The 26840-nt window shown below is 58.1% G+C and carries 28 protein-coding genes and 4 tRNA genes; 22 read left to right on the forward strand and 10 right to left on the reverse strand.

All coding sequences use genetic code 11. The features are described 5' to 3' along the window. The first annotated feature begins 56 nt into the window (after window positions 1–56). Window positions 57–287: a hypothetical protein gene (locus tag M0814_RS05525; protein WP_003223599.1), complete on the forward strand. Its 231-nt coding sequence runs from the start codon at window positions 57–59 to the stop codon at window positions 285–287. 177 nt (window positions 288–464) lie between these two features. On the opposite strand, the gene yegQ is transcribed toward M0814_RS05525, so the two are convergent. Beyond that, window positions 465–1799, reverse strand: a complete 1335-nt coding sequence (gene yegQ, locus M0814_RS05530; protein WP_103484121.1) for a tRNA 5-hydroxyuridine modification protein YegQ — start codon at window positions 1797–1799, stop codon at window positions 465–467. Between the two features lie 274 nt (window positions 1800–2073). Between yegQ and M0814_RS05535 the strand changes: the two genes are divergently transcribed. Next, window positions 2074–2691: a cysteine hydrolase gene (locus tag M0814_RS05535; RefSeq protein ID WP_247868469.1), complete on the forward strand. Its 618-nt coding sequence runs from the start codon at window positions 2074–2076 to the stop codon at window positions 2689–2691. A gap of 110 nt (window positions 2692–2801) precedes the next feature. After that, complete coding sequence (locus M0814_RS05540) at window positions 2802–3863, forward strand: AI-2E family transporter (RefSeq protein ID WP_103484119.1); 1062 nt, start codon at window positions 2802–2804, stop codon at window positions 3861–3863. Here M0814_RS05540 and M0814_RS05545 read toward each other — a convergent pair. The 3 genes from M0814_RS05545 to M0814_RS05555 form a co-directional block, all read right to left on the reverse strand. Then, window positions 3860–4042, reverse strand: a complete 183-nt coding sequence (locus M0814_RS05545) for a hypothetical protein (protein ID WP_003223603.1) — start codon at window positions 4040–4042, stop codon at window positions 3860–3862. The genes M0814_RS05540 and M0814_RS05545 overlap by 4 nt on opposite strands. A 102-nt stretch (window positions 4043–4144) precedes the next feature. Next, window positions 4145–4339 carry a hypothetical protein gene (locus tag M0814_RS05550; RefSeq protein ID WP_103484118.1) on the reverse strand — a complete coding sequence of 65 codons (195 nt, stop codon included), beginning with the start codon at window positions 4337–4339 and terminating at the stop codon, window positions 4145–4147. Between the two features lie 250 nt (window positions 4340–4589). Beyond that, window positions 4590–4919, reverse strand: a complete 330-nt coding sequence (locus tag M0814_RS05555) for a hypothetical protein (RefSeq protein ID WP_003223605.1) — start codon at window positions 4917–4919, stop codon at window positions 4590–4592. A 256-nt stretch (window positions 4920–5175) separates the two neighbouring features. On the opposite strand from M0814_RS05555, the gene M0814_RS05560 reads away from it, so the two are divergent. Then, window positions 5176–5994: a shikimate 5-dehydrogenase gene (locus tag M0814_RS05560; RefSeq protein WP_103484117.1), complete on the forward strand. Its 819-nt coding sequence runs from the start codon at window positions 5176–5178 to the stop codon at window positions 5992–5994. A gap of 187 nt (window positions 5995–6181) precedes the next feature. Beyond that, the gene (locus M0814_RS05565; protein ID WP_103484116.1) at window positions 6182–6700 is read left to right on the forward strand and encodes a cupin domain-containing protein; all 519 of its coding nucleotides are present in this window, start codon (window positions 6182–6184) and stop codon (window positions 6698–6700) included. Between the two features lie 111 nt (window positions 6701–6811). On the opposite strand, the gene M0814_RS05570 is transcribed toward M0814_RS05565, so the two are convergent. Continuing rightward, window positions 6812–7456, reverse strand: a complete 645-nt coding sequence (locus M0814_RS05570; protein WP_103484115.1) for a DUF480 domain-containing protein — start codon at window positions 7454–7456, stop codon at window positions 6812–6814. A gap of 125 nt (window positions 7457–7581) precedes the next feature. Here M0814_RS05570 and M0814_RS05575 point away from each other — a divergent pair, with 125 nt between their 5' ends. Next, entirely contained in the window at window positions 7582–8091 is a 510-nt protein-coding gene (locus M0814_RS05575; protein WP_103484114.1) for a DUF1993 domain-containing protein, read from the forward strand. A gap of 151 nt (window positions 8092–8242) precedes the next feature. On the opposite strand, the gene sstT is transcribed toward M0814_RS05575, so the two are convergent. Then, complete coding sequence (sstT, locus tag M0814_RS05580; protein WP_003223611.1) at window positions 8243–9475, reverse strand: serine/threonine transporter SstT; 1233 nt, start codon at window positions 9473–9475, stop codon at window positions 8243–8245. A gap of 334 nt (window positions 9476–9809) precedes the next feature. Between sstT and M0814_RS05585 the strand changes: the two genes are divergently transcribed. Continuing rightward, window positions 9810–10973, forward strand: a complete 1164-nt coding sequence (locus tag M0814_RS05585; protein WP_103484113.1) for an MFS transporter — start codon at window positions 9810–9812, stop codon at window positions 10971–10973. Here M0814_RS05585 and nhaR read toward each other — a convergent pair. Beyond that, window positions 10968–11867: a transcriptional activator NhaR gene (gene nhaR / locus M0814_RS05590; RefSeq protein ID WP_045122374.1), complete on the reverse strand. Its 900-nt coding sequence runs from the start codon at window positions 11865–11867 to the stop codon at window positions 10968–10970. The two genes, M0814_RS05585 and nhaR, sit on opposite strands and share 6 nt — an antisense overlap. Before the next feature lie 229 nt (window positions 11868–12096). On the opposite strand from nhaR, the gene M0814_RS05595 reads away from it, so the two are divergent. Continuing rightward, entirely contained in the window at window positions 12097–12339 is a 243-nt protein-coding gene (locus tag M0814_RS05595) for a hypothetical protein (RefSeq protein ID WP_003223614.1), read from the forward strand. A gap of 29 nt (window positions 12340–12368) precedes the next feature. Further along, complete coding sequence (locus M0814_RS05600; protein ID WP_103484112.1) at window positions 12369–13118, forward strand: TerC family protein; 750 nt, start codon at window positions 12369–12371, stop codon at window positions 13116–13118. 72 nt (window positions 13119–13190) lie between these two features. Here the strand turns inward: M0814_RS05600 and M0814_RS05605 are convergent, their stop codons facing one another. Beyond that, window positions 13191–13382 carry a hypothetical protein gene (locus M0814_RS05605; protein WP_103484111.1) on the reverse strand — a complete coding sequence of 64 codons (192 nt, stop codon included), beginning with the start codon at window positions 13380–13382 and terminating at the stop codon, window positions 13191–13193. Between the two features lie 210 nt (window positions 13383–13592). On the opposite strand from M0814_RS05605, the gene M0814_RS05610 reads away from it, so the two are divergent. The 3 genes from M0814_RS05610 (at window position 13593) to M0814_RS05620 (ending at window position 14767) form a co-directional block, all read left to right on the forward strand. Further along, window positions 13593–14264 carry a peptidase C39 family protein gene (locus M0814_RS05610; protein ID WP_003223620.1) on the forward strand — a complete coding sequence of 224 codons (672 nt, stop codon included), beginning with the start codon at window positions 13593–13595 and terminating at the stop codon, window positions 14262–14264. A gap of 89 nt (window positions 14265–14353) precedes the next feature. Further along, entirely contained in the window at window positions 14354–14560 is a 207-nt protein-coding gene (locus M0814_RS05615) for a DUF6021 family protein (protein WP_003223621.1), read from the forward strand. 12 nt (window positions 14561–14572) lie between these two features. Then, entirely contained in the window at window positions 14573–14767 is a 195-nt protein-coding gene (locus tag M0814_RS05620; RefSeq protein ID WP_003223623.1) for a hypothetical protein, read from the forward strand. Window positions 14768–14918: 151 nt separating this feature from the next. Here the strand turns inward: M0814_RS05620 and pbpG are convergent, their stop codons facing one another. After that, window positions 14919–15857 (reverse strand): D-alanyl-D-alanine endopeptidase, encoded by a 939-nt coding sequence (pbpG, locus tag M0814_RS05625; RefSeq protein ID WP_003223625.1) that lies wholly within the window; start codon window positions 15855–15857, stop codon window positions 14919–14921. Window positions 15858–16086: 229 nt separating this feature from the next. Then, entirely contained in the window at window positions 16087–16941 is an 855-nt protein-coding gene (folD, locus tag M0814_RS05630; RefSeq protein WP_003223627.1) for a bifunctional methylenetetrahydrofolate dehydrogenase/methenyltetrahydrofolate cyclohydrolase FolD, read from the reverse strand. A 275-nt stretch (window positions 16942–17216) separates the two neighbouring features. On the opposite strand from folD, the gene M0814_RS05635 reads away from it, so the two are divergent. The 10 genes from M0814_RS05635 (at window position 17217) to M0814_RS05680 (ending at window position 26615) form a co-directional block, all read left to right on the forward strand. Beyond that, window positions 17217–17293: transfer RNA gene (locus tag M0814_RS05635), tRNA-Arg, on the forward strand. A 32-nt stretch (window positions 17294–17325) separates the two neighbouring features. Continuing rightward, a tRNA-His gene (locus M0814_RS05640) sits at window positions 17326–17401 on the forward strand. A 58-nt stretch (window positions 17402–17459) separates the two neighbouring features. Then, a tRNA-Leu gene (locus M0814_RS05645) sits at window positions 17460–17544 on the forward strand. A gap of 76 nt (window positions 17545–17620) precedes the next feature. After that, window positions 17621–17696: transfer RNA gene (locus M0814_RS05650), tRNA-His, on the forward strand. Between the two features lie 398 nt (window positions 17697–18094). Next, entirely contained in the window at window positions 18095–19405 is a 1311-nt protein-coding gene (gene tig, locus M0814_RS05655) for a trigger factor (RefSeq protein ID WP_003223629.1), read from the forward strand. A 92-nt stretch (window positions 19406–19497) separates the two neighbouring features. Then, window positions 19498–20133 carry an ATP-dependent Clp endopeptidase proteolytic subunit ClpP gene (gene clpP / locus M0814_RS05660; protein WP_103486005.1) on the forward strand — a complete coding sequence of 212 codons (636 nt, stop codon included), beginning with the start codon at window positions 19498–19500 and terminating at the stop codon, window positions 20131–20133. Window positions 20134–20245: 112 nt separating this feature from the next. Further along, window positions 20246–21529 carry an ATP-dependent Clp protease ATP-binding subunit ClpX gene (gene clpX / locus M0814_RS05665; protein WP_003223632.1) on the forward strand — a complete coding sequence of 428 codons (1284 nt, stop codon included), beginning with the start codon at window positions 20246–20248 and terminating at the stop codon, window positions 21527–21529. A gap of 161 nt (window positions 21530–21690) precedes the next feature. Then, window positions 21691–24087 (forward strand): endopeptidase La, encoded by a 2397-nt coding sequence (gene lon / locus M0814_RS05670; protein ID WP_003223634.1) that lies wholly within the window; start codon window positions 21691–21693, stop codon window positions 24085–24087. A gap of 147 nt (window positions 24088–24234) precedes the next feature. Further along, window positions 24235–24507: an HU family DNA-binding protein gene (locus M0814_RS05675; RefSeq protein ID WP_008077714.1), complete on the forward strand. Its 273-nt coding sequence runs from the start codon at window positions 24235–24237 to the stop codon at window positions 24505–24507. A gap of 236 nt (window positions 24508–24743) precedes the next feature. Beyond that, the gene (locus M0814_RS05680; protein WP_003223636.1) at window positions 24744–26615 is read left to right on the forward strand and encodes a SurA N-terminal domain-containing protein; all 1872 of its coding nucleotides are present in this window, start codon (window positions 24744–24746) and stop codon (window positions 26613–26615) included. The last annotated feature ends 225 nt before the right edge of the window (window positions 26616–26840 follow it).

The raw sequence follows: 26840 nt of genomic DNA on the forward strand, positions 1-26840 counted from the left end.
GCACACTTCCAACCTGTACGGCCCGGGTTTTCCGGACCTCCTCGGTGAGGTGTGTCATGGCTAATGATTTGCTGTTTCAGGGTGGTGTGCTGCCGACCGATCCAACCCGTCCGGTGCCCGGCACGGACGAGCCGACGCTGGCTGATCACGATGCGCCGCCGGGCATGAGCCCGGGGCGTGATCCGCTGAGTGATGCCGATCGGCCGGAAGACTGGAAGGATCCACCGGCTGCCGATGATGTACCACCGGCGGATGAACCGACGCCGTTGTCGGATGACAGGCGCTGAGGCTAACTCGGCATGAGATATTTATAGTTTGTACCGAACCTTTCGCGAGCAAGCCCGCTCCCACAGGTAGAGCGCATCCCCCCTGTAGGAGCTGCCGCAGGCTGCGATCTTTTGATTTTGGTGTTGAAAAACCAGATCAAAAGATCGCAGCCTGCGGCAGCTCCTACAGGGGTGGGTTCAGGAACTCAGGTCGCGCATCAGCAGGCCAAAGCGCAAATCCACCGCATCCGGAATTGGCAGGTAAATCGTGTGCCCGTCGCCGGGGGCGACTTCAATGGCTTCACCCTTGGCACTCTGCAACTGGTGCAGATCGAAGTGGAAATTGCCCTTCGGAGTCATCAATTCCAGATGATCGCCCAAGGCAAAACGGTTCTTCACCTTGACTTCGGCCAACCGGTCGCGGCGCTCGCCGGTGAGTTCGCCAACGAACTGCTGACGCTCCGATACCGAGCTGCCGTTCTGATAATTCTGGTATTCGTCATGCACATGGCGGCGCAGGAAGCCTTCGGTGTAGCCGCGCTGGGCCAGTGATTCCAGATCGGTCATCAGGCTGCGATCAAACTCGCGCCCGGCCATCGCGTCGTCAATTGCCCGGCGATAGACCTGAGTGGTGCGCGCGCAATAGAAGTGCGACTTGGTGCGGCCCTCGATCTTCAGCGAATGCACGCCCATGCGTGTCAGGCGCTCGACGTGCTGCACGGCGCGCAGATCCTTGGCGTTCATGATGTAAGTGCCGTGCTCGTCCTCAAAAGCCGGCATCAACTCTTCGGGTCGATTGGCTTCCTGCAGCAGGAACACCTGATCGGTCGGCGCGCCGATACCAAGGGTCGGCTCGGGCTGGTAGGTCTGCACGATCTCGCCGAGCTGATTTTCGGTGGCCGCCTGCGCCGAATATTTCCAGCGACAGGCGTTGGTGCAGGTGCCCTGATTGGCGTCGCGCTTGTTCATATAGCCCGACAGCAGGCAGCGTCCGGAGTAAGCCATGCACAGCGCGCCGTGGACGAACACTTCCAGTTCCATGCCCGGCACCTGCTCGCGGATTTCACCGATTTCTTCCAGCGACAGCTCCCGCGACAGGATGATCCGGCTCAGCCCCTGTTGCTGCCAGAACTCGACACTCGCCCAGTTCACCGTGTTGGCCTGCACCGAGAGGTGGATCGGCATCTGCGGAAAGTGCCGGCGCACCAGCATGATCAATCCCGGATCGGACATGATCAGGGCGTCCGGTGCCATCTCGATCACCGGTGCCAGATCCTTGAGGAAGGTCTTCAGTTTGGCGTTGTGCGGGGCGATGTTGACCACCACGTAGAAGCGCTTGCCCTGGGCCTGCGCTTCGCGAATGCCGAGGGCGAGGTTGGCGTGGTCGAATTCGTTGTTGCGCACCCGCAGGCTGTAGCGCGGCTGCCCGGCGTAAACCGCATCGGCACCGTAGGCGAAGGCGTAGCGCATGTTCTTCAGGGTGCCGGCAGGGGCGAGCAGTTCCGGGGCGGCGAGGGGGAGTTCTGGCTTCATGGCGGCATCGGTCGCAAAAGCGCGGCAGGGTAGTGCAGTGGCAAGTGCGGTTTATTGATCTGGATCTACGTTTGAGTCAGCGAAACTGATCTGTGCAGCTCATTTGTGTAGATCCTGCACAAATCATGTGTCGGTTTCACTGTGTTCGGTGCGACGGTGGCTGCTTAACATTCGCTCATCAAATCAACCGAAGCAGGACTCTTCCATGCAGAACTTTACTCGTCGCTTTCTCACCGCTTGTGCGTTTTCCGGTGTCTTGGCCAGCACCGGGGCAATGGCTGACAGCCACCCGACCATTCGTGCGATGTCCGGCGCCACACCGGCCGATCATTTACCGGCCGGCAAATCCGCACTGGTGGTGATCGATTTCCAGAATGAATATTTCAGCGGCCGGATGCCGATCCCGGACGGTGCCGCCGCTCTGGCGAAAACCCGTGAGCTGATCAGCTTCGCCGACAGCCACAAGATCCCGGTGTATCACGTGCAGCACGTCGCGCCGGCTGGCTCGCCGGTATTTGCCATCGATGGCGAGACCGTTAAATTTCACAAGGACATGCAGCCACGCCCGCAAGACGTGGTTCTGCAAAAGACCACGGTCAGCGTATTTGCCAGCACCGACCTTGACGAACGCCTGAAGAAGGCCGGCATCAATACGCTGATCATTTCCGGGTTGATGACTCACGCCTGCGTCGCCGGCGCCGCGCGGGATGCTGCGCCGCTGGGTTACAACGTGATCGTCGCCTCCGACGCCTCGGCCACCCGTGCGATTACCCGCGTCAATGGCTCGTCCATCGACAAGGATTCCCTGCACCAGGCTGCGCTGGCGGAAGTGGAAGACACCTTCGGTGACGTCATGACCACCGAGCAGATCGTCAAGCTGCCGGTGCGCTGAATGCTGGCCGTGATCGGCAACTATGCTCCATGAATAAAGATGGCACTCGTGCGCGTCCCGGCGGACTAAGGATCGGGGCGTGCACGACGCCTGACTGACATGGATCGGACATGAACGAAAAAAGCCTTCAATTCAAATCCCTCACGGTACTGCTGGTATTGGTGACGGTCGCTTTCATCTGGATTCTGCTGCCGTTCTACGGCGCGGTGTTCTGGGCGGTGATCCTCGGCATCCTGTTTGCGCCGATGCAGCGCCGGTTGCAGCAGAAGTTCGGCTGGCAACGCAATCTGACTTCTCTATGCACCCTGGGCATTTGTCTGGTGATCGCGATTTTGCCGGTGATCATCCTCAGCGTGTTGTTGGTCCAGGAAGGCACGACGCTGTACACCAACATCGAAAGTGGCCAACTGGACATCGGCGCCTATATTGCGCAGTTCAAACACAGCCTGCCGCCGTACTTCCAGCATCTGCTCGATCGCTTTGGCATGGGCGAACTCAACGGCCTGCGCGAGAAAATCGTCAAGGCATCGATGCAGGGCAGTCAGGTGCTGGCGAGTCAGGCGTTCAGTTTCGGTCAAGGCACATTCGAGTTCGTGGTCAGCTTCGGCATCATGTTGTACCTGCTGTTTTTCTTTTTGCGTGACGGCGCCGAACTGGCGCGCAAAGTGCGCACCGCCGTGCCGCTGGAGGAACACCAGAAACGTCGTTTGCAGTTGAAATTCAATCGTGTGGTGCGCGCGACGGTGAAGGGCAATCTGGTGGTGGCCATCACTCAGGGCGCATTGGGCGGGGCGATTTTCTGGTTTCTCGGCATCCCCAGCGCATTGCTGTGGGCGGTGATGATGGCGTTTCTGTCGCTGTTGCCGGCGGTGGGCGCGGGGATTGTCTGGGCGCCGGTGGCAGTGTACTTCCTGCTCAGCGGGATGATCTGGCAAGGCGTAGTGCTGGGGCTGTTCGGGGTGTTCGTGATCGGCTTGGTGGACAACGTGCTGCGTCCGATTCTGGTGGGCAAGGACACGCGCATGCCGGATTACATGATTCTGATCTCGACCCTCGGCGGCCTCGCAGTGTTCGGCCTCAACGGTTTCGTGATCGGACCGCTGATCGCGGCGCTGTTCATGTCGAGCTGGGCGCTGTTCATTGAGACCAAGCCGAAAATCCAGCTGCCTTAGGCGTGGAACGGTGTGCTGACGATTTTCTGCGACAACGCCTGCGCCGCCGGTAATGACGTGAGCGGGCCGCTGATCGGCTCGCCATCGCGCACCAGATACCAGCAAGCGAGCAATCCCGACGCTCTGAGCGATGCGGGAACAGCGCTGCCAACTACCGACATGATTTGAACCTGAGCCATGACAAGTACCTCCATAAATCTGTGGAGCTACCTTAGGGATTCGCTGCGCTCAGGGACAATCAACGCTTTCGATAGTGGTCATTGATAACAGTGAGGGCTGTTTCAATCGACAACCTGGTCGAGCATGTGCACCACTTCGCGCTCATTGAGCAGGCCCTTGTGCACGAGATTCTCCGCCAGCAGCGAAAGAAACTTGGCGCAGCGGTGGCCTTCCAGGTGCTTGAGTTCGGTCAGCGTGTTGTACACCTTGCCTGAGGTGCATAAACCGACAATGCGATGCGGGTTTTGTGTAGGCATATCGTCGTCCTTGTTGTTATCAACCTGTTGTTTACGGACGGATTCAGATTGCGGCTCCGTCATGACAAATAGATGACCGTTTTCCCCAGCATCAGGAAAGGGCGCTGTATTCATCATGCCGATTCTAGTCGCCAGCATTGTCCTGGTAGCGACCTTCGCAAGATTTATTCAGACATACCTGAACGAAAACAGGCCCCGCCTTGCGGCGGAGCCTGTTTCATTTACAGCCTTTACGCTACAGACGTCGGCCTTAGTAGCGAGGCTGAACGTAATAGCCCGGTGGCTGGTAGTAAACCGGTGGAGGTGGTGGCTGGTAGTAGACCGGTGGCGGTGCGTAAACCGGCTGCGGTTGTACATACACCGGTTGCTGTACGTAAACCGTGCGCGGTGAGGACATCACCGAACCCGCTACCACTGCGCCCAACACTGCACCGACAGCGGCCGGACCAACCCAGCCAGCGTGCCCGCCGCCCCAGCAGCAGCCGCCGTGACCGTGATAATAGTAACCACCGGCTTGCGCCTGTCCGGTAACAGCCAATGCACCGATCAGCAAAGCTAAGACAGGAAGTTTACGGATCATGATAATTCCTCGTTATTCAACCCGGCGCTTGAATCTGCAATTAGACCCAAGGACTATCGCGGGGATACTTCTAAGACAACGTGTTTTTGTAAATCAGCACAGCGTCTGGGTAAAGTTTGTGTAAGGTCTGTACCGGCTTCTTTACCGTAGGGCCAAAGCCTCGCGAAGCCCGTTGCAGATAGTGCTTATGATCGTTCACAACACGATGGAATGGCTAACTCCGTCCATCCGAAAGTCGGTTTTCAGGAGAAGTTTCATGCAGATGAATCCCAACAAAGACACCCAGCTGTGCATGTCCCTGTCCGGGCGCCCCGGGAACTTCGGTCTGCGGTTTCATAACCATTTGTATGAGCAGTTGGGCCTGAACTTCTATTACAAGGCGTTCAGCAGTCAGGATCTGCCGGGGGCCGTTGGCGGGATTCGTGCGCTGGGGATTCGCGGTTGCGGTGTGTCGATGCCGTTCAAGGAGGCGTGCATTGCGCTGGTCGATGAACTGGATGCGTCGGCGGCGGCGATCCAGTCGATCAACACCATCGTCAACACCAACGGCCACCTCAAGGCCTACAACACCGACTACATCGCCATCGCGCAATTGCTGGAAACCCACGCGGTGCCGAAGGATTCGACGTTCGCCCTGCGCGGCAGCGGCGGCATGGCCAAAGCGGTGGCCAGTGCCTTGCGCGATGGTGGCTACAGGAAGGGGTTGATCGTTGCGCGCAATGAGCGTGCCGGACGGGCGTTGGCGGATTCGCTGGGCTATCGCTGGCAGGCGGAGCTGGGCGAAGAGCGGCCGCAGATGCTGATCAACGTCACCCCGGTGGGCATGGACGGCGGACCGGAGGCCGGGCAACTGGCGTTCGAGCCTGAAGTGATCCAGTCTGCCGAGACCGTATTCGATGTGGTGGCGATTCCGTCGGAGACACCGCTGATCGTGCGGGGCCGGGCCGAGGGTAAAAAGGTCATCACCGGGCTTGAGGTCATTGCGATCCAGGCGCTGGAGCAGTTTGTGCTGTACACGGGCGTGCGGCCGAGTGAGGAACAGTTTGCGGCGGCGGTGGCGTTTGCTCGCAGCTGATCATTGAGTTTTGCGCTGAGCCAGCGGGCCCCTTCGCGAGCAAGCCCGCTCCCACAGAGGAATGTATTTCAATGTGGGAGCGGGCTTGCTCGCGAAGACTGCGACTCGGTTGTGAGTCGGGTTGCCTATACTGCGGCCTCAGCAAGCCAAGACTTGCCCCTCACAAAAACCTGATCGAGGCGCCACCATGCATCCGCCCATCCTCAACCTGCACCAGGTCGAACTCGAACCCCTGCCCGAAGCCCTGGCCCCGGAAGGCGAAACCGCTGGCCGCTATCAACAACGCATGGCCCGCATCGGCCAGCATCTCGGCGCACAGAAGCTCGGTTATCGGCTCTATGCCCTGCCGCCGGGCATGCGCGGCAGTCCGTTTCACAGCCATCGGGTCAACGAAGAGATGTTCTACGTGGTAGCCGGGGAGGGCGAGGTGCGACTGGGGGCCGAGCGCTTTCCGATCCGCGCAGGCGACGTGATTGCCTGCCCGCCGGGCGGCCCGGAAACCGCGCATCAGATCATCAACACCAGCGACGCGGAGCTGCGTTACCTCGCGGTCAGCACCCAGCAGCAACCGGATATCTGTGAGTACCCGGACTCCAACAAGTACGCGGTGATGGACAATTTCAAGGTTGATGCCGAGGGCAATACGTCAGGCTTTGTTGCCGTGGCGCGGCAGGCGGACGGGGTGGATTACTGGGAGGGTGAATAAACAGACCCTGTGGGAGCGGGCTTGCTCGCGAATGCGGTGGGTCATTCACAGGGATGTGACTGACACGGCCTCTTCGCGAGCAAGCCCGCTCCCACAATAGGATTGTGGTGATTATTCGAGACGCGCCAGACGTTCTTCCAGCGCTGCAATCCGCGCTTCCAGTTCTTCGATGCGCTCAACCGAAACACCGCCGCTAGAACGCTCCCCGGGATTCTGCCGCGCCGCCAATATCGCCTCGATATCCGCCGGATCGCCCAGCGCATGGGTATAGCGGTCTTCACGTTGCCCGGCCTGACGCGGAATCAACACCGCCAGCCCGCGCGCGATCAGGCGTTCAAGCTGATGCACCACCTGCTCGGCATCTTCGAAGTCATGCATGCGGCCGCTGCGGGTCAGCAGCTCATTTACCGTTTGCGGGCCACGCAGGAACATCAAACCGGTGAGAATCACTTGGGCCGGCACCAGTTCCAGTGCCTTGTCGAGCTTGTGCTCCCAGCGGTCGGCGCGACTGCCCATGACCAGTTTGGCGTAACCGTGGCTTTCCAGCGTCCGCAGGCTCTGGCCAACCTGGCCTTGAGTCAGGTTCATCACTGGCTCGCGGCTGGTTTTCTGATTGCAGGCCAGCACCAGTGCATTGAGGGTCAGCGGGTAGGTTTCCGGGCTGGTGGCCTGTTTTTCGATCAACGAACCCAGAATGCGGATTTCCGTGGCGTTGAGCCGTGGTTCGTCGGTGGTGGTTTCAAGTTCGGTAGTCATCGCGCGTTCCCTCTGCAGTCGAAGGCGCCTAGCCTAATCCTTGGCTAACAAAAGGCAAGCCGTGTGGTCATCAAGCATGGCTATAATCGCCTCCACGTTCCACCCAGCCATCATACGAGACTGCCATGACCATTTCCCTGTACGCCGCATCCGTCCCGGTTTTTCAACAAATGCTCAACGCCCTGAGCGATGTCCTGAAAAAGGCTGAAGCCCACGCCACCGAGAAAAACATCGACCCGAACGCCTTCCTGCAAGCACGCCTGTACCCGGACATGTTCCCGCTGGTGCGTCAGGTGCAGATCGCCGTCGACTTCGCCAAGGGTGTTTCCTCGCGTCTGGCTGAAGTCGAAATCCCGAAATATGACGACACCGAAACCACCTTCGCCGAGCTGCAGGCGCTGATCACCAAGGTCCTGGCTTACATCGGCGAGATCAAGCCGGAGCAGATCAACGGCAAGGAAGGTATCGAAATCGTGACCCGTCCGGGCACCCCGAAAGAGAAGCGCTTCAGCGGCCAGGCTTACCTGCTGAGCTACGGTTTGCCGCAGTTCTTCTTCCACGTCACCACCACCTACGCGCTGCTGCGTCACAACGGTGTTGAAGTGGGTAAACGCGACTTCATGGGCGCGTACTAAAACACCCAGCTACAAAAAAAGCCCGCCAAGGTTTACGCCTTGGCGGGCTTTTGTTTTTTGTAGGAGTGAGCCTGCTCGCGATAGCGGTGTGTCATACCGAGACGATGTGACTGACACACCGCTATCGCGAGCAGGCTCACTCCTACAGGGGTTATGCGGTGCGCTGGGCTTTCGCCTCTTCACCCAGGCAAGCAGCAGCGGTGAACAGCACATCGGTGGACGAATTCAGCGCAGTCTCCGCCGAATCCTGCAACACGCCAATGATGAAGCCCACCGCCACCACCTGCATGGCAATCTCGCTCGGAATGCCGAACAGGCTGCACGCCAGCGGAATCAGCAGCAGCGAACCGCCGGCCACGCCCGAGGCGCCACAGGCACAGATCGCCGCGACGACGCTGAGCAGGATCGCGGTCGGGATGTCTACGGCAATGCCTAGCGTGTGTACCGCCGCCAGGGTCAGCACGGTGATGGTGATCGCCGCGCCGGCCATGTTGATGGTCGCGCCCAGCGGGATCGATACCGAGTAGGTGTCTTCATGCAGGCCCAGACGCTTGCTCAGTTCCAGATTGACCGGAATATTCGCCGCCGAGCTACGGGTGAAGAAGGCGGTGATCCCGCTTTCGCGCAGGCACTTGAGGGTCAGCGGGTACGGGTTGCGACGCAGTTTCCAGAACACGATCAGCGGGTTCATCACCAGCGCGACGAACAGCATGCAGCCCAGCAGTACGGCCAGCAGGTGCGCGTAACCGATCAGCGCGCCGAAGCCCGAGGTCGCGAGGGTCGAGGCCACCAGACCGAAAATGCCCAGCGGCGCGAAACGAATCACTACGCGCACGATCAGCGTCACGCCGTTGGACAGGTCGCCGAGCACTTCGCGGGTGGTGTCACCGGCGTGGCGAATGGCAACGCCCATGCCGATCGCCCAGGCCAGAATGCCGATGAAGTTGGCATTCATCAGGGCGCTGACCGGATTGTCGACCACGCTCAAAAGCAGACTTTGCAGCACCTCGGCGATGCCGCCTGGCGCGGTGACTGACACGTTGTCGGTGGACAGCACCAGATGCGAGGGGAATGCCATGCTGGCGACAACCGCGACTACGGCTGCGGCGAAGGTGCCGAGCAGGTACAGGAACAGGATCGGTCGAATGTGGGTTTCCTGACCATGCTTGTGATTGGCAATCGACGCCATCACCAGCACGAACACCAGAATCGGCGCCACGGCTTTCAGCGCCGAGACAAACACTTTGCCGATGAACGCCGAGCCTTTCGCCGCTTCCGGAGCGAACAGCGCCAGGGCGATACCGGCAATCAGGCCGATCAGGATCTGTGTGACCAGGCTGAGGTTTTTCAGGCGTTGCAGGAGAGAAGGGGATGAAGCAGTCATAACGGCATCTCTGTTTTTATACGGTTCAGGGTTGCGTGAAACCGGTGATACATCGGGGGCAGGTCACCGGCACGAAACGAAAGGGCTGACGCGACATCAACGCCATTAAACTGGTCGTTGATCAGGGTGTACGTTTTTCGGGGCGCGGACTTTATCACAGGGCAGGCGTTATCCTTCAGGCCTGTGACGATCTGCCACCGGATTGATCGGCAAGTCGGCAGGTTTGTGCAAGTCAGCCCGGAAACACTCTGTTAAGATTCGCCATCCTCATTTTCATAGTCTGCCAGCGGGCCTCTCGGTCATCGCTGGTGTCGTCGTTTTGCTGGAGTTGCTCATGCTGTTGCCCATTCTTCTGTTGTCCGCCGCCGGCTTCACGGTGCTGACCACGGAATTCGTCATCGTCGGCCTGTTGCCGGCAATCGCCCGAGACCTGGCGGTGACCATCCCGCAGGCCGGTCTGCTGGTGACTTTATTCGCTTTCACCGTGGCGATGTTCGGTCCATTCTTGACCGCGTATTTCGCCCGTTTCGAGCGGCGCAAGCTGTTCATCACCATTCTGATCATGTTCGGCCTGGCCAACACGGTGGCGGCGCTGGCGCCGAACATCTGGGTCATGGCGATCGCCCGGTTGATTCCGGCGCTCGGTCTGCCGGTGTTCTGGGCCTTGGCCAGTGAGACGGCGGTGGACATCGTCGGCCCGGATTACGCTGGCCGTGCGATTGCCAAGATCGGCTTCGGCATCGTTTGCGCGACGGTGTTCGGCATTCCGGTGGGCACGTTGATTTCCGATGCGTTCGGCTGGCGCAGCGCGTTCGCGATTCTGGCGGTCATCGCTTTCGCCAAGGCCTTGTTGCTGTTGGTGTACCTGCCGAAAACCAGTCTGCACCAGCATCAGGTCAGCTTCGCCTCGCAGTTCAAGATCCTGCGCAACCCGCTGATGATCGGCCATGTTGTGTTGTCGATTCTGGTGTTCAGCGGCATGTTCACGGCCTACACCTATCTGGCCGACATTCTCGAACGGCTGGCCGGTTTCAACGGCACGGTGGTCGGCTGGTGCCTGATGGGCTTTGGTGCGGTCGGGCTGATCGGCAACTCGCTGGGCGGCCGCGCGGTGGATCGTCATCCGCTGGGCGCTTCGGTGCTGTTCTGCGCGTTCATGATTGCCGGCATGGTGTCGCTGGTGCCGAACATTCATTCGACGGTGGGACTGGCGGTGGCCATGGGCATCTGGGGCATCACTCAGGCTGCGCTGTTCCTGGTCAGCCATGTGCGTCTGATGAAAGCCGCGCCGCAGGCACCGGCGTTTGCCGCTTCGTTGAATATCGCCGGGGCCAATCTCGGGATCGGCCTGGGCGCGATGATCGGCGGTCGGGTGATCGACAGTGCCGGCCTCGGCTTTCTGGGGTTCGCCGCTGCCGGATTCATTCTGTTGTCGGTGTTCCTCGCCATGGTATTGATGACGCTCAAGCCGCGCGAAGAGTGCGCGCAGGCTTCATAACGCGGTAAACAGCTCGCGTCGGGCACCTTCGGTAATCGCAACGATGCCGGGGTGCTTGACCTTGCGCTCCACCGAAATGGCATAGAACGACTCAGTCACCGCGTCGGTCTGGCCAATCACTTCGACGCCGTACTGGCGTCTGACTTCATCGGCAATCACGCTCGGACCGATGAAAATCCCGCTGCCCGATTGGCCGAAGGCCTGCATCAGGGCGCTGTCATCGAACTCCCCGACGATTCGCGGCTGGATCTGCTGCTCGGCGAACCAGCGCTGCAAACGGCTGCGCACCACGGTTTCCGCCCCGGGAATCAACAGCGGTGCGCCGTTGAGGTTGCGCGGAAAATCCTCCCCGTATTGCGCCGCAAGTTCTGCGGTGGCGAAGAAACTGATCCCGCATTCGCCAAGCTTCTGGCTGTAGCCCTTGATGTCGAGGTGCGACGGCATCGGGCTGTCGGAAATCACCAGGTCCAGACGCTGGATCGCCAGATCCGCCAGCAGGCGCTCGAGTTTGTCCTCGCGGCAGGTGATGCGCAGCGGCTCGTTCAGCTCCATGGTCGGTGCGATCAGGCGATAGACGATGGATTTGGGCACCACATCCGCCACGCCGACGCGAAACAGGATCTGCTGTTCATTGGGCTGGGCGCGCAACATCAATTCCAGCTCGCCGCCCAGCTGGAACATCTGCTCGGCGTAGGGCAGGGCCTGACGTCCGGCCTCAGTCAGCTCAAGCTGCCGGCCGACCCGTTGAAACAGTTCAATGCCGTAGGTTTGTTCGAGCAGCGAGATCTGCCCACTGATGGTTTGCGGCGTCAGGTTGAGTTGCTCGCAGGCACGCACGATGCTGCCGGTCTTGGCGACCACCCAGAAGTAATGCAGTTGTCGGTAATTCAGCATCCGCCGCGTCCCCCTTTGTCGGAGCTGCCGCAGGCTGCGATCTTTGATTTTTTCAAGCAAGATCAAAAGATCGCAGCCTTCGGCAGCTCCTACACTAATTGTCGTAGTTCGTTAAAGCCGAAGTATAGCCGCTAAAAATACGAATTTTCCTGAAGTGTTTGTCTCCCTAGAATGCCCAGCCATCGACGGGCGGTCTGTGACCCTGTCTGTTCATTCGAAGGAAAGCCTCATGAAATACACAATCCCTGCATTGATGTTTACGTCTTTACTACTTATGGCCGGTTGCGATCAGGCCGAGAAAAGCGCTCAGCAATTGATGGGCAAGGCTGCCGAAAGCGCCAAACAGGCAATCGACGATACGCACAAGGCTGCTGAACAGGCGCTCAGTGACGCCACCGGCGGCCTGATCGAGAACAAAGAAGCACCGGAAAAAGATGCGGAAAAATCCGAATCGTCCTCCAAGAACATCTAAACCGTCATACGAAGAGTCAGGACTGACCCATGGAATATCTGTTAGAACTCGCCGCCAGCCCCGCCGCCTGGGTTGCTTTGGCCACACTGGTGGTGATGGAGATCGTGCTCGGCATCGATAACCTGATCTTTATTTCGATCCTGACCAACAAACTGCCCGTGCAGCATCGGCAGAAGGCGCGTCGAATCGGTATCGGCATGGCGCTGATCCTGCGTCTGGCCCTGTTGAGCACCATCGCCTTCATCGTGCAGTTGACCGCCCCTGTGCTCGAAATCATGGGTCAGGCGTTCTCCTGGAAGGACATGATCCTGATTGCCGGTGGTCTGTTCCTGGTGTGGAAAGCCACGACCGAGATCCATCACAGCATGGACCCGGCGCCGGAAGACCCGAAAACCGCGACATCGACTGTGACTCTGGGCTTCGCTGCCGCGATCGGTCAGATCCTGATGCTGGACATGGTGTTCTCGATCGACAGCATCATTACCGCGGTGGGCATGACTGAACACTTGCCGATCATGGTGATCGCGGTGGTGGTGTCGGTGATGGTGATGCTGTTCGCGGCTGAGCCGCTGGCCAAGTTCATCAACGACAACCCGACGGTGGTGATGCTGGCGCTGGGCTTCCTGATCATGATCGGCATGACGCTGATTGCCGAAGGCTTCGGCGCCCACGTACCGAAAGGTTATGTGTATGCGGCGATGGCGTTCTCGGCAGCGATTGAAGTGCTGAACATGATGTCGCGCCGGGCGAAGCAGAGGAAACTGGCTGAGCAGGCGTAATCGCTGACCAGTCAAAAGCCCCTTGAACCTTTGAGTTCAGGGGGCTTTTTTACGGGGGAAGGTTTTCGGCTTTCAGTGCGCGGTCGCGTGGCGTGCGGTGTGCTTTTGCGGTTTCTCGACCGCCACAGGCGGCAGCGGATGATGGTGGCGCCGGGCGATGCGCAGCACGCCCCACAACATGGCGGTGGCCACAGCCAGCCAGCCGGCAATCAGCATTACGATAGTCATGGTCAGGCTCATCAGTGCCTCCTCTTTGCCCTGCATCGGGCACCCACTTTTTTCATTTCAGTCTTTTTCACTGACAGTCTAGTCATTGGCGTGTTTCAAGCTATTGACCAAAGGTCGGTGGTGACCAATCACTTTGCTCTATATAAGCACTGCATCTGCCGTTTAAGGCTATACCGCTGACCTGTGTCGACCTATGATCGGGGCTTTGCCGGAACAAGATGACCGGCGTCTGAACAGAGAGCGATGATGGGCCAGGTATTTTCTCGAATTCGTGCGGCATTGCTGGTAGCCGGATGCGCGGCGGTGTTGGCAGGGTGTGCGGGCAGTGTGGCACCGCAGGTCAAGCGCTTGCCGGAGCGGGTCGAGCTCAGTGGTACGTTTTATCGCGGCGAGGCTAATCAGAGCGGGCCGCAGGTGCTGGCGAGCCTGTTGTCGCAGCAGGGCATCGTGATCACCCCGGGTTTGCTGGAAAAGCCGCTGCATCTGCCGGGCGCCGAAGACAAGTTGCAACAGAACCTGCAGAGCCTCGCGCGTGAATACGGGATGGTCGTGTACCCGCTGGACAGCAACCTGCCAGCCTTGCTGACCCAGGTCGCGGCTGGCTATCCGGTGATGGTGCGTTTCAGCGAGGGCTCGGCCTTCTGGGCTGAACCGCGTTACGCAATCCTCTCCGGTTACGACCGACGCAAGCAGAAAGTATTGTTGCGCGCCGGAATGAACCATCGCGAATTGATGAGTTTCAGTTCCTTTGAGTCGGCGTTCGAGAAGTCGGGTGGCTGGGCGGTGCTGATCCAGAAACCGTCGCAGATTCCCGCCGAAGTCGACCGTCAACGCTGGATTAAGGCTGCGGACGAGCTGGCGCAGGCAGGGCAGGAGCGTGAAGCTGCGCAAGCGAAAAAGGCGCTGGCAGCACATTAAACTTCCGTTCGTCATCTGCCGGGCACCCTCACGCCCGGCACGCCTCTTAATGATAGAGCCCGAATTGGCGGGTGATTCAGGAGGCGAGCATGGCAGATTCCCCATCCCCCAAAGGCCCGCACTCGAGCGAGCATTCCTCTGGTCACGAGCTGGGCTTCGACCCGGACTCGCCGGACCTCGACGATCCGCAGGTCGATCCGGTTGGCCCCGCCAAGGCGCCGAAGGACGTGGAGTCCGGCGATGACAGCAAGCGCCCGGCCAAACCCTATGACCCGTTAGCCGATCTGAAACCTTGAAGTGAGGTGCGTATGAGTACCGATTCCAGTTTCGACGATAAACATCCGGACAGTGTGCCGACCACGCCCGAGGAAGAGCTGGACCCTGTGCTGGACCCTGACAGCCCGCTGCGTGATCCGCTGGCGCGGCCTAATGTGATGACGCCAGATCCGAGCGCTGGTGACGGCATTCCGGACGACGACAAAATGCCGTTACCCAATGATTGAATAACGGGTATTCAACAGTTGGCTGAATACCTCTGTGGCGAGGGAGCTTGCTCCCGCTGGACTGCGCAGCAGGCCTTTTCTTGTTAAAAAAGAAGGTCCGCTACGCGCCCCAGTGGGAGCAAGCTCCCTCGCCACAGTTGAGTGCGTCGTTTTACTTGGAGGCTTCGACCACGCCGCTCTGGCGACCCTTGAGGTTTTTCTCCGCCTTGTATTGTTGCGCCACCGCCGGCACGTTGGTACTCCTGCCGGTTTCCATCCAGCTGCGGATACGGCTTGCGTCGGCGAAGTGGGTGTACTTGCCGAACGCATCGAGAATCACCAGAGCGACCGGACGGTTGCTCATCCGCGTCACCAGCACCAGGCAATGGCCCGCGGGGTTGGTAAAGCCGGTTTTAGTGATCTTGATGTCCCAGTCGGCCTTGTTCACCAGATGGTCGGTGTTGCGAAAACCCAGGGTGTAATTGGGTTTGCGGAACGACACGGTTTTTTCCTTGGTGGTGGTCAACTCGCTGAGGATCGGATGCTTGCTCGCGGCCACCAACAGTTTGCTCAGGTCGCGGGCGGTGGAAACGTTGCGTTCCGACAAACCGGTCGGCTCGACGTAGTGAGTGTTGGTCATGCCCAGCGCTTTGGCCTTGGCATTCATTGCCGCGATGAACGCGGCATAGCCACCCGGATAATGGTGGGCGAGGCTGGCGGCTGCGCGGTTTTCCGAGGACATCAGGGCAATCAGCAACATCTCGCGACGCGGCAGTTCGCTCTTGAGTTTGACTCGGGAGAACACGCCTTTCATTTCCGGCGTGTGGCTGATGTCGACGTCGATCCATTCGTCCATGTTCTGGTGCGCCTCGACCACTACCAGGCCAGTCATCAACTTGCTCACCGAAGCGATCGGCACGATCACATCCGGGTTGCTCGAATAGATGACTTTATTGGTCTGCAAATCCATAAGCAGGGCGCTGCCGGAGGCGATCTTCAGTTGCGAAGCGTCGCGCGGCGCGGCGGTGGTTTCAGCGGCGTTGACGGTTGGCGTGACGAATGTGCCTGAAAAAGCGAAAAACAGGCTCAGGATCGAAAGACGAATTTTCACGCGGGCGAACTCATAAAGGTTGGATATTCCGTTATTTTGTAACGGGTTATTTCTTAGAAGCGGCGCATTTTAGGAGTATGGCTGAAGAACTGTCGATGGTTGTTTGAATGACCTGAAAATCTCGTGAAAAGGCCTGTGAAAAGAGGGGTTTCCGTCGAACGGTTAGAGTTTTTTCTCAGGAACAAAAAACCCCGCACGCGGCGGGGTTCCTGTTTTGCGAAAAAACGACTCAGGCGTGCAGGGTTTCTGCCGCGTAGAGGGTATTTTCCAGCAGGCAGGCGCGGGTCATCGGGCCAACGCCGCCCGGTACCGGAGTAATCCAGCCGGCGCGGGGCAGGGCGGTTTCGTACACCACGTCACCGACCAGCTTGCCGTCGTCCTGACGGTTGATGCCGACGTCGATCACGATCGCGCCTTCCTTGATCCACTCGCCCTTGACCAGACCTGGCTTGCCGGCGGCTACCACTACCAGATCGGCACGACCAACGTGGCCGGCCAGATCCTTGGTGAAGCGGTGCGTGACGGTCACGGTGCAACCGGCCAGCAGCAGTTCCATCGCCATCGGGCGACCGACGATGTTGGACGCGCCAACCACCACCGCATCCAGGCCATAAAGGTCAACGCCGGTGCTTTCCAGCAAGGTCATGATGCCTTTCGGAGTGCACGGGCGCAGCAGCGGAATGCGCTGGGCCAGGCGGCCGACGTTATAAGGATGGAAACCATCGACGTCTTTGTCCGGGCGGATGCGCTCCAGCAGTTTGGAGGCATCCAGGTGCTCCGGCAGCGGCAATTGCAGCAATACGCCGTCGATGGCCGGGTCGTCGTTGAGGCGATCGATCAGATCGGTCAGTGCTTCTTGAGTGGTTTCGGAAGGCAGGTCGTAGGCTTGAGAGAGGAAGCCGACCTCTTCACAGTCTTTACGCTTGTGCGAGACATAAACCTGAGAGGCAGGATCGCTGCCGACCAGGATCACCGCGAGGCCGGGAGTGCGCAGGCCTTGCTGGCGACGCTCGGCAACTCGTTGGGCGATCTGCTGGCGCAGGCTGGCGGCGATCGATTTGCCGTCGATTAGTTGTGCAGTCATTGCGCGTGATTAACCATCGAGAGGGGAAAAAAAGAGAACGCATTCTCGCATGTCAGGCGGTGAGGGCAAAGGCGCTTGGTCAGCAAATTCCCCTAACTCCTTTAATTAAATGAATTTTTTTCAAAAAAGATTTGACGACCTAAAGGGCGCTCTATACTATTCGTCGCACTTGTCGGGCACAGCCTAGCACTGGTTAAGAAGGTCGAGCGGAATTACGGTTCTGCGAAGCTGGAAAGCACTTAGTTTGTAGTCCTCCAAGGGTACAGATTAACAAGGCGCCCGTAGCTCAGCTGGATAGAGCATCCGCCTTCTAAGCGGATGGTCGCAGGTTCGAGTCCTGCCGGGTGCGCCATTAGGCAGCTTTGGCACAAGTAACGCGATATGGTGGGCGTAGCTCAGTTGGTAGAGCACGGGATTGTGACTCCCGTTGTCGTGGGTTCGATCCCCATCGTCCACCCCATATTTCGAAAGGCGCCAGATGTAACAGTCTGGCGCCTTTGCTTTAAAAAGCTTCATCTGCGGATGTGGTGGAATTGGTAGACACACTGGATTTAGGTTCCAGCGCCGCGAGGCGTAAGAGTTCGAGTCTCTTCATCCGCACCAATTAAAGCTTCATTCATGCCGCAGGCCTGATGAAGTTCAGCAAAGAAGTTGAATGGCTTTTTTGTGACGCAATATGGTGGGCGTAGCTCAGTTGGTAGAGCACGGGATTGTGACTCCCGTTGTCGTGGGTTCGATCCCCATCGTCCACCCCATATTTCGAAAGGCGCCAGATTTAACAGTCTGGCGCCTTTTTTGTTTTACGGCTTGTGGTTTGTTGCGCTGGGTTTCGGCTCGAAGGGCAAGGCGTTTCGTCGTGTTCAGGGGCTTGCGGCCAGCGTGCCGACCACCGGCCATGTTCGCAGGATCGGCCGTCAGGGAGATGGCTCGCGGTCTCTTCTATATATAGAAGCGGTTGAAGCAGAGCCCTGGCGTGATGGTCTTTATTCATCTTCGGGGTGGAGTGCATTGATGCATTCACACCTATAAATGGCCTGCTGTTTTTTTACCCGTTTTCAGTAGGGTGACTTCTTGAGTTTGACCCACTAGAATGCATGCCCTTGATTCTGGGGTCGGAAACGGCCGGCTAACGTCTGTGCAACGAGGAATATCCATGCAAGTTTCTGTTGAAAATACTACTGCTCTTGAGCGCCGCATGAGCGTCACCGTGCCGGCTGAGCGCATTGAGAGCCAGGTCAACAAGCGTCTGCAGCAGACTGCCCAAAAGGCCAAGATTGCTGGCTTCCGTCCAGGCAAAGTGCCAATGAGCGAAATCAAGCGCCGTTTCGGTGCTGACGCTCGTCAGGAAGCTGTTGGTGATGTCATCCAGTCCTCCTTCTACGAAGCTGTGGTTGAGCAGAAGCTGAACCCTGCCGGTTCGCCTTCGATCGAGCCTAAGTCGCTGGAAGCTGGCAAGGACCTGGAATACGTAGCCGTATTCGAAGTGTTCCCTGAGTTCACCGTTGCCGGTTTCGACGGCATCACTGTCGAGCGCCTGAGCGCTGAAGTGGCTGACGCTGATCTGGACAAAATGCTGGACATCCTGCGCAAGCAGAACACCCGTTTCGAAGTGGCCGATCGTGCCGCTCAGAACGAAGACCAGCTGAACATCGATTTCGTTGGCAAGGTTGACGGCGAAGCATTCGCTGGCGGCTCGGCCAAAGGTACTCAGCTGGTGCTGGGTTCCGGTCGCATGATCCCGGGCTTCGAAGAAGGCCTGGTGGGCGCTAAAGCGGGCGAAGAGCGCGTTCTGAACCTGACCTTCCCTGAGGACTATCAGAACCTGGACCTGGCCGGCAAAACCGCCGAGTTCACCGTGACTGTAAACACCGTTTCCGAGCCAAAGCTGCCAGAGCTGAACGAAGAGTTCTTCGCTCAATTCGGCATCAAGGAAACCGGTCTGGAAGGCTTCCGCACCGAAGTTCGCAAGAACATGGAGCGTGAGCTGCGTCAGGCCATCAAGTCCAAGGTAAAAAATCAGGTTATGGACGGTCTGCTGGCCACCAACCCGATCGAAGTACCTAAGGCTCTGCTGTCCAACGAAGTTGACCGTCTGCGCGTGCAGGCTGTTCAGCAGTTCGGTGGCAACATCAAGCCTGACCAACTGCCGGCCGAGCTGTTCGAAGAGCAAGCCAAGCGCCGCGTAGTGCTGGGTCTGATCGTGGCTGAAGTGGTCAAGCAATTCGACCTGAAGCCTGACGAAGCCCGCGTTCGCGAAATGATCCAGGAAATGGCTTCTGCTTACCAGGAACCTGAGCAGGTTGTGTCCTGGTACTACAAGAACGAGCAGCAACTGAACGAAGTCCGTTCGGTTGTGCTGGAAGAACAAGTTGTGGATACTGTTCTGCAGAAAGCTAGCGTGACCGACAAATCGGTCTCTTACGAAGAAGCGGTCAAGCCGGTAGAAGCTCCAAAAGCCGACTGATTGTTTTTGCGTTAAGAAGTACACACATAAGCCAGCCTTCGAGCTGGCTTATGCGTATTCAAGACATAACTATTTGGGAGTGACTGCAGAGCATGTTCCGTAATTCGTATATTCAGCAGAACTCTGATGTCCAGGCCGCCGGCGGCCTGGTCCCGATGGTTGTCGAGCAATCTGCTCGTGGCGAGCGCGCCTATGACATCTACTCGCGCCTTCTGAAGGAGCGTGTAATCTTTCTGGTGGGTCCTGTAGAGGACTACATGGCCAACCTGATCTGTGCGCAATTGCTGTTCCTTGAAGCGGAAAACCCGGACAAGGACATCCATCTCTATATCAACTCCCCGGGCGGTTCGGTGACAGCGGGCATGTCGATCTACGACACCATGCAGTTCATCAAGCCAAACGTATCGACGACCTGCATTGGTCAGGCGTGCAGCATGGGTGCATTCCTGCTGACGGCCGGTGCTCCTGGCAAGCGTTTCTGCCTGCCGAACTCGCGTGTGATGATTCACCAGCCACTGGGCGGTTTCCAGGGTCAGGCTTCGGATATCGAAATCCATGCCAAGGAAATCCTCTTCATTCGCGAGCGTCTGAACACGCTGATGGCCAAGCACAGCGGTCGTACCCTTGAAGAAATCGAGCGCGACACCAATCGCGACAACTTCATGAGTGCAGAAGCTGCGAAGGAATACGGCCTGATCGACGAAGTCATCAGCCAGCGTCCTGCGTAAAATAAGCAGCTCAAAATAAGGTTGGTCGGCAGGTCCGACCACCAGCGGGCTTGAAAAAGCCCGCAATAGCCTTCATCTTGTGTTGCAAGCCTATCGGATTTGGATCGAACGAATGACTGACACCCGCAACGGCGAGGACAACGGCAAGCTGCTCTATTGCTCCTTCTGTGGCAAAAGCCAGCATGAAGTACGCAAATTGATTGCCGGCCCCTCGGTCTTTATCTGCGACGAGTGCGTCGACCTGTGCAATGACATCATCCGTGAGGAGGTGCAGGAAGCCCAGGCCGAAAGCAGCGCGCATAAATTGCCTTCGCCTAAAGAAATCAGCGGCATCCTTGATCAGTATGTAATCGGTCAGGAGCGTGCGAAAAAGGTTCTGGCCGTAGCGGTGTACAACCACTACAAGCGCCTGAATCAGCGTGACAAGAAGGCTGACGACGTCGAACTCGGCAAGAGCAACATCCTGCTGATCGGCCCGACAGGCTCCGGTAAAACCCTGCTGGCTGAAACACTGGCCCGCCTGCTGAACGTTCCGTTCACCATCGCCGACGCAACCACCCTCACCGAGGCCGGTTACGTAGGTGAAGATGTCGAGAACATCATTCAGAAATTGCTGCAAAAGTGCGATTACGACGTGGAAAAGGCCCAGATGGGCATTGTCTACATCGACGAAATCGACAAGATTTCCCGCAAGTCCGACAACCCGTCGATCACCCGCGATGTTTCCGGTGAAGGCGTGCAGCAGGCCTTGCTCAAGTTGATCGAAGGCACGGTCGCTTCCGTTCCGCCGCAAGGTGGCCGCAAGCATCCGCAGCAGGAATTCCTGCAGGTCGACACCCGTAACATCCTGTTCATCTGTGGTGGTGCGTTCTCCGGTCTGGAAAAGGTTATTCAAAACCGTTCCACCAAGGGCGGCATCGGTTTCAACGCAGAAGTACGCAGCAAGGAAGAAGGCAAGAAAGTCGGTGAATCCCTGCGTGAAGTCGAGCCTGACGATCTGGTCAAGTTCGGTCTGATCCCGGAATTCGTCGGTCGTCTGCCGGTGCTTGCGACGCTGGACGAGCTCGACGAGGCTGCGCTGATGCAAATCCTCACCGAGCCGAAAAATGCTCTGACCAAACAGTATGCCAAGCTATTCGAGATGGAAGGCGTGGATCTGGAGTTCCGGACCGACGCCCTGAAATCGGTCGCCAAGCGTGCCCTGGAACGTAAAACCGGTGCTCGTGGCCTGCGCTCGATTCTCGAAGGTGTGCTGCTCGACACGATGTACGAAATCCCCTCGCAGTCCGAGGTGAGCAAAGTCGTCATCGATGAAAGCGTGATTGAAGGCAAGTCCAAGCCACTGTATATCTACGAAAACAGTGAGCCGACGGCCAAGGCAGCGCCGGACGCGTAAGCGTCCACACTGCCGGAACAAAGAAGGGGCCTTCGGGCCTCTTTTTTTATGTCGTTTTTTACATCCGCTTAGCGCTTGTTTTTTTTCAAGGCAGCCCCCATCTTGGTTTCAAGCTTAATTCCATCTGATTACGGCCATATGGCCGCCGTAGAGGCGAAATCATGAAGACAACCATCGAATTGCCTCTCCTGCCATTGCGCGATGTCGTGGTTTATCCGCACATGGTTATCCCGCTGTTCGTGGGGCGCGAGAAATCCATCGAAGCCCTCGAGGCCGCGATGACGGGCGACAAGCAGATCCTGCTGCTGGCCCAGAGAAACCCGGCTGACGATGATCCCGGTGAAGACGCTCTCTATCGCGTAGGTACGATTGCTACTGTGCTGCAATTGCTGAAGCTGCCGGATGGCACGGTCAAGGTTCTGGTCGAAGGTGAGCAGCGCGGCGCTGTAGAGCGCTTCAGCGAAGTCGACGGGCATTGCCGCGCCGAGGTCTCGCTGATCGATGAAGTTGATGCCGCCGAGCGCGAATCCGAAGTGTTCGTGCGCAGCCTGCTGTCGCAGTTTGAACAATATGTGCAGTTGGGCAAGAAAGTCCCGGCTGAAGTCCTGTCATCGCTCAACAGCATCGATGAGCCTGGCCGTCTGGTCGACACCATGGCCGCGCACATGGCGCTGAAAATCGAGCAGAAGCAGGAAATTCTCGAAATCATTGATCTGTCGGCCCGGGTCGAGCACGTGCTCGCGTTGCTGGATGCCGAGATCGATTTGCTGCAAGTCGAAAAACGCATTCGCGGCCGCGTCAAAAAGCAAATGGAGCGCAGTCAGCGCGAGTACTACCTGAATGAGCAGATGAAGGCCATTCAGAAAGAGCTCGGCGACGGTGACGAAGGTCACAACGAAATCGAAGAGCTGAAAAAGCGCATCGACGCTGCCGGTCTGCCAAAAGATGCCCTGGCCAAGGCCACCGCCGAGCTGAACAAACTCAAGCAGATGTCGCCGATGTCCGCTGAAGCCACCGTGGTGCGCTCCTACATCGACTGGCTGGTGCAGGTGCCGTGGAAGGCACAGAGCAAGGTGCGCCTCGACCTAGCGCGTGCTGAAGACATTCTCGACGCCGATCACTATGGCCTTGAAGAGGTCAAGGAACGCATCCTTGAATACCTCGCCGTGCAGAAGCGCGTGAAGAAGATCCGTGGCCCGGTGTTGTGCCTGGTCGGTCCTCCTGGCGTGGGTAAAACCTCGCTGGCGGAGTCGATTGCCCACGCCACCAACCGTAAATTCGTGCGCATGGCCCTTGGTGGCGTGCGTGACGAGGCGGAAATTCGTGGTCACCGCCGGACCTACATCGGTTCGATGCCGGGAAGATTGATTCAAAAGATGACAAAAGTGGGTGTGCGCAACCCGCTGTTCCTGCTCGATGAAATCGACAAAATGGGCAGCGACATGCGTGGCGACCCGGCGTCGGCGTTGCTGGAAGTGCTCGATCCGGAGCAGAACCACAACTTCAACGATCACTATCTGGAAGTCGATTACGACCTGTCCGATGTGATGTTCCTGTGCACCTCGAACTCGATGAACATACCGCCGGCACTGCTGGACCGGATGGAAGTCATTCGCCTGCCGGGCTACACCGAAGACGAAAAGATCAACATCGCCGTCAAGTACCTGTCGCCGAAGCAGATTGCCGCCAACGGTCTGAAGAAGGGCGAGCTGGAATTCGACGAAGAAGCGATTCGCGACATCATCCGTTACTACACCCGCGAAGCCGGTGTGCGTGGCCTCGAACGTCAGATTGCCAAGGTCTGCCGCAAGGCCGTCAAAGAGCACGCGCTGGAAAAACGCTTCTCGGTAAAAGTGACAGCTGATCTGCTGGAGCATTTCCTCGGCGTGCGCAAATTCCGTTACGGTCTGGCAGAGCAACAGGACCAGATCGGTCAGGTGACTGGCCTGGCGTGGACGCAGGTGGGCGGCGAACTGCTGACCATCGAAGCGGCTGTGGTGCCGGGTAAAGGTCAATTGATCAAGACCGGTTCGCTGGGCGATGTAATGGTCGAATCGATCACTGCCGCGCTGACTGTTGTACGCAGCCGTGCCAAGAGCCTGGGCATTCCTCTGGACTTCCACGAGAAGCGCGACACCCACATTCACATGCCGGAAGGGGCGACCCCGAAGGATGGCCCTAGCGCTGGTGTGGGCATGTGCACGGCACTGGTGTCGGCATTGACCGGGATCCCGGTACGCGCCGATGTCGCCATGACCGGCGAAATCACTCTGCGTGGTCAAGTGCTGGCAATTGGTGGTCTGAAGGAAAAACTGCTCGCGGCTCATCGCGGCGGAATCAAGATTGTGATTATTCCGGAAGAGAACGTGCGCGATCTGAAGGAGATTCCTGACAATATCAAGCAGGATCTGCAGATTAAACCGGTTAAATGGATTGACGAGGTCCTGCAAATTGCGCTGCAATACGCGCCGGAGCCCTTGCCGGATGTGGCTCCGGAGATAGTTTCCAAGGACGAAAAACGTGAGTCTGATTCAAAGGAAAGAATTAGCACGCATTAATCCGTTTTTGCCTGGGGGGCTTCCTTGACAGCTTTTTAGAGCCCTTGTTATAAAGCGGCTCTTAAGTGTCTGTAGGCCATTCAGCACTGTTTTTGCTTTCACCAAAAAACTTAGAATCATCTCAAAATAGATATAAGGGGACTTAGAGTGAACAAGTCGGAACTGATTGATGCTATCGCTGCATCCGCTGATATCCCGAAAGCTGCTGCTGGCCGTGCGCTGGACGCTGTAATCGAATCCGTCACTGGCGCTCTCAAGGCTGGCGACTCCGTTGTTCTGGTTGGTTTCGGCACTTTCTCCGTGACTGATCGTCCAGCTCGCGTTGGTCGTAACCCACAGACCGGCAAGACGCTGCAAATCGCTGCTGCTAAAAAGCCAGGTTTCAAAGCCGGTAAAGCACTGAAAGAAGCTGTCAACTAAGTTAGTTTGTTTCAGGTTTTTACCCATCCGGGTCGGGGTCAAGCCTGACTTGGCAGCGGAGCGGTAGAGCAGGTCGCTGGAACAGCCGCCTGTTACGCCGGGATCGAGGGTTCGAGCCCTGTCCGCTCCGCCAGTTACGAGAAGGCGCATCCTCGGATGCGCCTTTCTTCTATCCGGATTCTACCCACGCTCCACGGTTGCCTAATTTTTGAAGTTCAACCGTTTCTGGGGGACGCATGCTGCAGAATATCAGGGACAATTCACAAGGCTGGATTGCCAAGACCATTATCGGGGTCATCGTTGCACTGATGGCTTTGACCGGTTTCGATGCCATTTTCAAGGCCACTACGCACTCCAACGATGCGGCCAAGGTCAATGGTGAAGAAATCAGCCAGAACGAGCTGAGCCAGGCCGTTGACATGCAACGTCGCCAGTTGATGCAACAGCTGGGCAAGGACTTCGATGCTTCCTTGCTTGACGAAAAAATGCTCCGCGAGTCGGCCCTCAAGGGGCTGATCGATCGCAAGCTGCTGCTGCAAGGCGCAGAACAATCGAAATTCGCTTTCTCCGAAGGCGCACTGGATCAGGTGATCCTGCAGACCCCTGAATTCCAGGTGGACGGCAAGTTCAGCTCCGAGCGCTTCGACCAGGTGATCCGTCAACTGGGCTACTCCCGTATGCAATTCCGCCAGATGCTGGCTCAGGAAATGCTGATTGGTCAGTTGCGCGCCGGTGTTGCCGGCAGCGGCTTCGTCACCGACGCCGAAGTGCTGGCATTCGCCCGTCTGGAAAAACAGACCCGCGATTTCGCTTCGCTGAACGTCAAGGCCGATCCGGCCGCGGTCAAGTTGACCGACGATGAGGTCAAGGCTTACTACGACGAGCACGCCAAGGAGTTCATGACCCCTGAGCAGGTGGTTGTCGACTACGTCGAGCTGAAGAAGTCCTCGTTCTTTGACCAGGTTGCGGTCAAGGACGAAGACCTGCAGGCGGCGTATCAGAAAGAGATCGCCAACCTGTCGGAGCAGCGTCGTGCGGCGCATATCCTGATCGAAGTCAACGACAAGACGACCGACGCTCAGGCCAAGGCGAAGATCGAAGAAGTCCAGGCGCGTCTGGCCAAGGGCGAGAAATTCGAAGCGCTGGCCAAGGAGTTCTCGCAGGACCCGGGTTCGGCCAACAATGGCGGTGACCTCGGTTTCGCAGGTCCTGGCGTCTATGACCCAGCCTTCGAAAAAGCCCTGTACTCGTTGAACAAGGACCAGGTGTCCGAGCCGGTGCGTACCGATTTCGGTTACCACCTGATCAAGCTGCTGGGTGTTGAAGCGCCAGAAGTACCGACCCTGGCCAGCCTGAAAGACAAGCTGACCCGCGAGCTGAAGACCCAACAGGTCGAGCAGCGTTTCGTCGAGGCGACCAAGCAACTGGAAGACTCGGCGTTCGAAGCGTCTGATCTGGCTCAGCCCGCGGCCGACCTGAAACTGACCGTGCACACCTCCAAACCGTTCGGCCGCGAAGGTGGCGAAGGCATCGCGGCCAACCGTGCTGTGGTGGCCGCTGCATTCAGCCAGGAAGTGCTGGAAGAAAATGCCAACAGCACCGGCATTGAGCTGGATCCGGAAACCGTGGTCGTGCTGCGTGCCAAGGAACACCTGAAGCCTGAGCAACTGCCGCTGGAAGCTGTCAACACTGCTATTCGTGCCCAGCTAACCAAAGAGCATGCCAGCGCTGCGGCCAAGACCAAGGCTGAACAGTTGATCGCCAGTCTGCGTGATGGCAAGACTCCGCTGGACAAGGCGGTTGATGGCCAGAGCTGGAAGGTTGTGACGGCGGCGACCCGTGCTCAGGAAGGCATTGATCCGACTGTGCTGCAGGCGTTGTTCCGCATGCCGAAACCGGCGGCCAAGGACAAACCGACGTTCACCAGCGTGACCTTGCAGGACGGCAGTCTGATGATTGTGCGTCTGAATGGTGTCAACGAGGCGGTGGCGCCGACTGAAGAAGAGAAGGCTCAGTACCGTCGCTTCCTCGCGTCGCGTGAAGGCCAGCAGGACTTTGCGGCGTTCCGTAAGCAGTTGGAAAGCCAGGCTGATATCAAGCGGTATTGATGTTTGACTGAGTGGTAGCAGGAAAGCCCTGACCTTATGGTCGGGGCTTTTTTTTGAGCTTGGTTTTTTGAGCTTGGCGGCCTTTGGGCCGACCATGCGCTTGTGGATTGGGTGAATATCCGTTTTTTCGGGTGCTGGCGCTGGCGGTTTCGCTCTTACAGCGAGTCACCTTTTCCAAACGCCGAAAAGGTAACCCAAAAGGCTTTGCCCCGGCGTACGGCACTT

It is taken from the genome of Pseudomonas sp. MWU12-2020 (genome assembly GCF_023100605.1).
Taxonomy (GTDB): domain Bacteria; phylum Pseudomonadota; class Gammaproteobacteria; order Pseudomonadales; family Pseudomonadaceae; genus Aquipseudomonas; species Aquipseudomonas fluorescens_H.

What these genes read in the sequence shown, in the direction of transcription:
- nhaR (WP_045122374.1), bottom strand. Translation starts at nt 11,867, where the DNA reads ATGCTGAATTACCGACAACTGCATTACTTCTGGGTGGTCGCCAAGACC.
- yegQ (WP_103484121.1), bottom strand. Translation starts at nt 1,799, where the DNA reads ATGAAGCCAGAACTCCCCCTCGCCGCCCCGGAACTGCTCGCCCCTGCC.
- folD (WP_003223627.1), bottom strand. Translation starts at nt 16,941, where the DNA reads ATGACTGCACAACTAATCGACGGCAAATCGATCGCCGCCAGCCTGCGC.
- M0814_RS05560 (WP_103484117.1), top strand. Translation starts at nt 5,176, where the DNA reads ATGCAGATGAATCCCAACAAAGACACCCAGCTGTGCATGTCCCTGTCC.
- M0814_RS05680 (WP_003223636.1), top strand. Translation starts at nt 24,744, where the DNA reads ATGCTGCAGAATATCAGGGACAATTCACAAGGCTGGATTGCCAAGACC.
- M0814_RS05620 (WP_003223623.1), top strand. Translation starts at nt 14,573, where the DNA reads ATGAGTACCGATTCCAGTTTCGACGATAAACATCCGGACAGTGTGCCG.
- M0814_RS05595 (WP_003223614.1), top strand. Translation starts at nt 12,097, where the DNA reads ATGAAATACACAATCCCTGCATTGATGTTTACGTCTTTACTACTTATG.
- M0814_RS05615 (WP_003223621.1), top strand. Translation starts at nt 14,354, where the DNA reads ATGGCAGATTCCCCATCCCCCAAAGGCCCGCACTCGAGCGAGCATTCC.
- M0814_RS05585 (WP_103484113.1), top strand. Translation starts at nt 9,810, where the DNA reads ATGCTGTTGCCCATTCTTCTGTTGTCCGCCGCCGGCTTCACGGTGCTG.
- M0814_RS05565 (WP_103484116.1), top strand. Translation starts at nt 6,182, where the DNA reads ATGCATCCGCCCATCCTCAACCTGCACCAGGTCGAACTCGAACCCCTG.
- sstT (WP_003223611.1), bottom strand. Translation starts at nt 9,475, where the DNA reads ATGACTGCTTCATCCCCTTCTCTCCTGCAACGCCTGAAAAACCTCAGC.
- lon (WP_003223634.1), top strand. Translation starts at nt 21,691, where the DNA reads ATGAAGACAACCATCGAATTGCCTCTCCTGCCATTGCGCGATGTCGTG.
- M0814_RS05535 (WP_247868469.1), top strand. Translation starts at nt 2,074, where the DNA reads ATGGCTGACAGCCACCCGACCATTCGTGCGATGTCCGGCGCCACACCG.
- M0814_RS05555 (WP_003223605.1), bottom strand. Translation starts at nt 4,919, where the DNA reads ATGATCCGTAAACTTCCTGTCTTAGCTTTGCTGATCGGTGCATTGGCT.
- M0814_RS05575 (WP_103484114.1), top strand. Translation starts at nt 7,582, where the DNA reads ATGACCATTTCCCTGTACGCCGCATCCGTCCCGGTTTTTCAACAAATG.
- M0814_RS05550 (WP_103484118.1), bottom strand. Translation starts at nt 4,339, where the DNA reads ATGCCTACACAAAACCCGCATCGCATTGTCGGTTTATGCACCTCAGGC.
- clpP (WP_103486005.1), top strand. Translation starts at nt 19,498, where the DNA reads ATGTTCCGTAATTCGTATATTCAGCAGAACTCTGATGTCCAGGCCGCC.
- tig (WP_003223629.1), top strand. Translation starts at nt 18,095, where the DNA reads ATGCAAGTTTCTGTTGAAAATACTACTGCTCTTGAGCGCCGCATGAGC.
- clpX (WP_003223632.1), top strand. Translation starts at nt 20,246, where the DNA reads ATGACTGACACCCGCAACGGCGAGGACAACGGCAAGCTGCTCTATTGC.
- M0814_RS05605 (WP_103484111.1), bottom strand. Translation starts at nt 13,382, where the DNA reads ATGCAGGGCAAAGAGGAGGCACTGATGAGCCTGACCATGACTATCGTA.
- M0814_RS05570 (WP_103484115.1), bottom strand. Translation starts at nt 7,456, where the DNA reads ATGACTACCGAACTTGAAACCACCACCGACGAACCACGGCTCAACGCC.
- M0814_RS05610 (WP_003223620.1), top strand. Translation starts at nt 13,593, where the DNA reads ATGGGCCAGGTATTTTCTCGAATTCGTGCGGCATTGCTGGTAGCCGGA.
- M0814_RS05600 (WP_103484112.1), top strand. Translation starts at nt 12,369, where the DNA reads ATGGAATATCTGTTAGAACTCGCCGCCAGCCCCGCCGCCTGGGTTGCT.
- M0814_RS05525 (WP_003223599.1), top strand. Translation starts at nt 57, where the DNA reads ATGGCTAATGATTTGCTGTTTCAGGGTGGTGTGCTGCCGACCGATCCA.
- M0814_RS05545 (WP_003223603.1), bottom strand. Translation starts at nt 4,042, where the DNA reads ATGGCTCAGGTTCAAATCATGTCGGTAGTTGGCAGCGCTGTTCCCGCA.
- M0814_RS05540 (WP_103484119.1), top strand. Translation starts at nt 2,802, where the DNA reads ATGAACGAAAAAAGCCTTCAATTCAAATCCCTCACGGTACTGCTGGTA.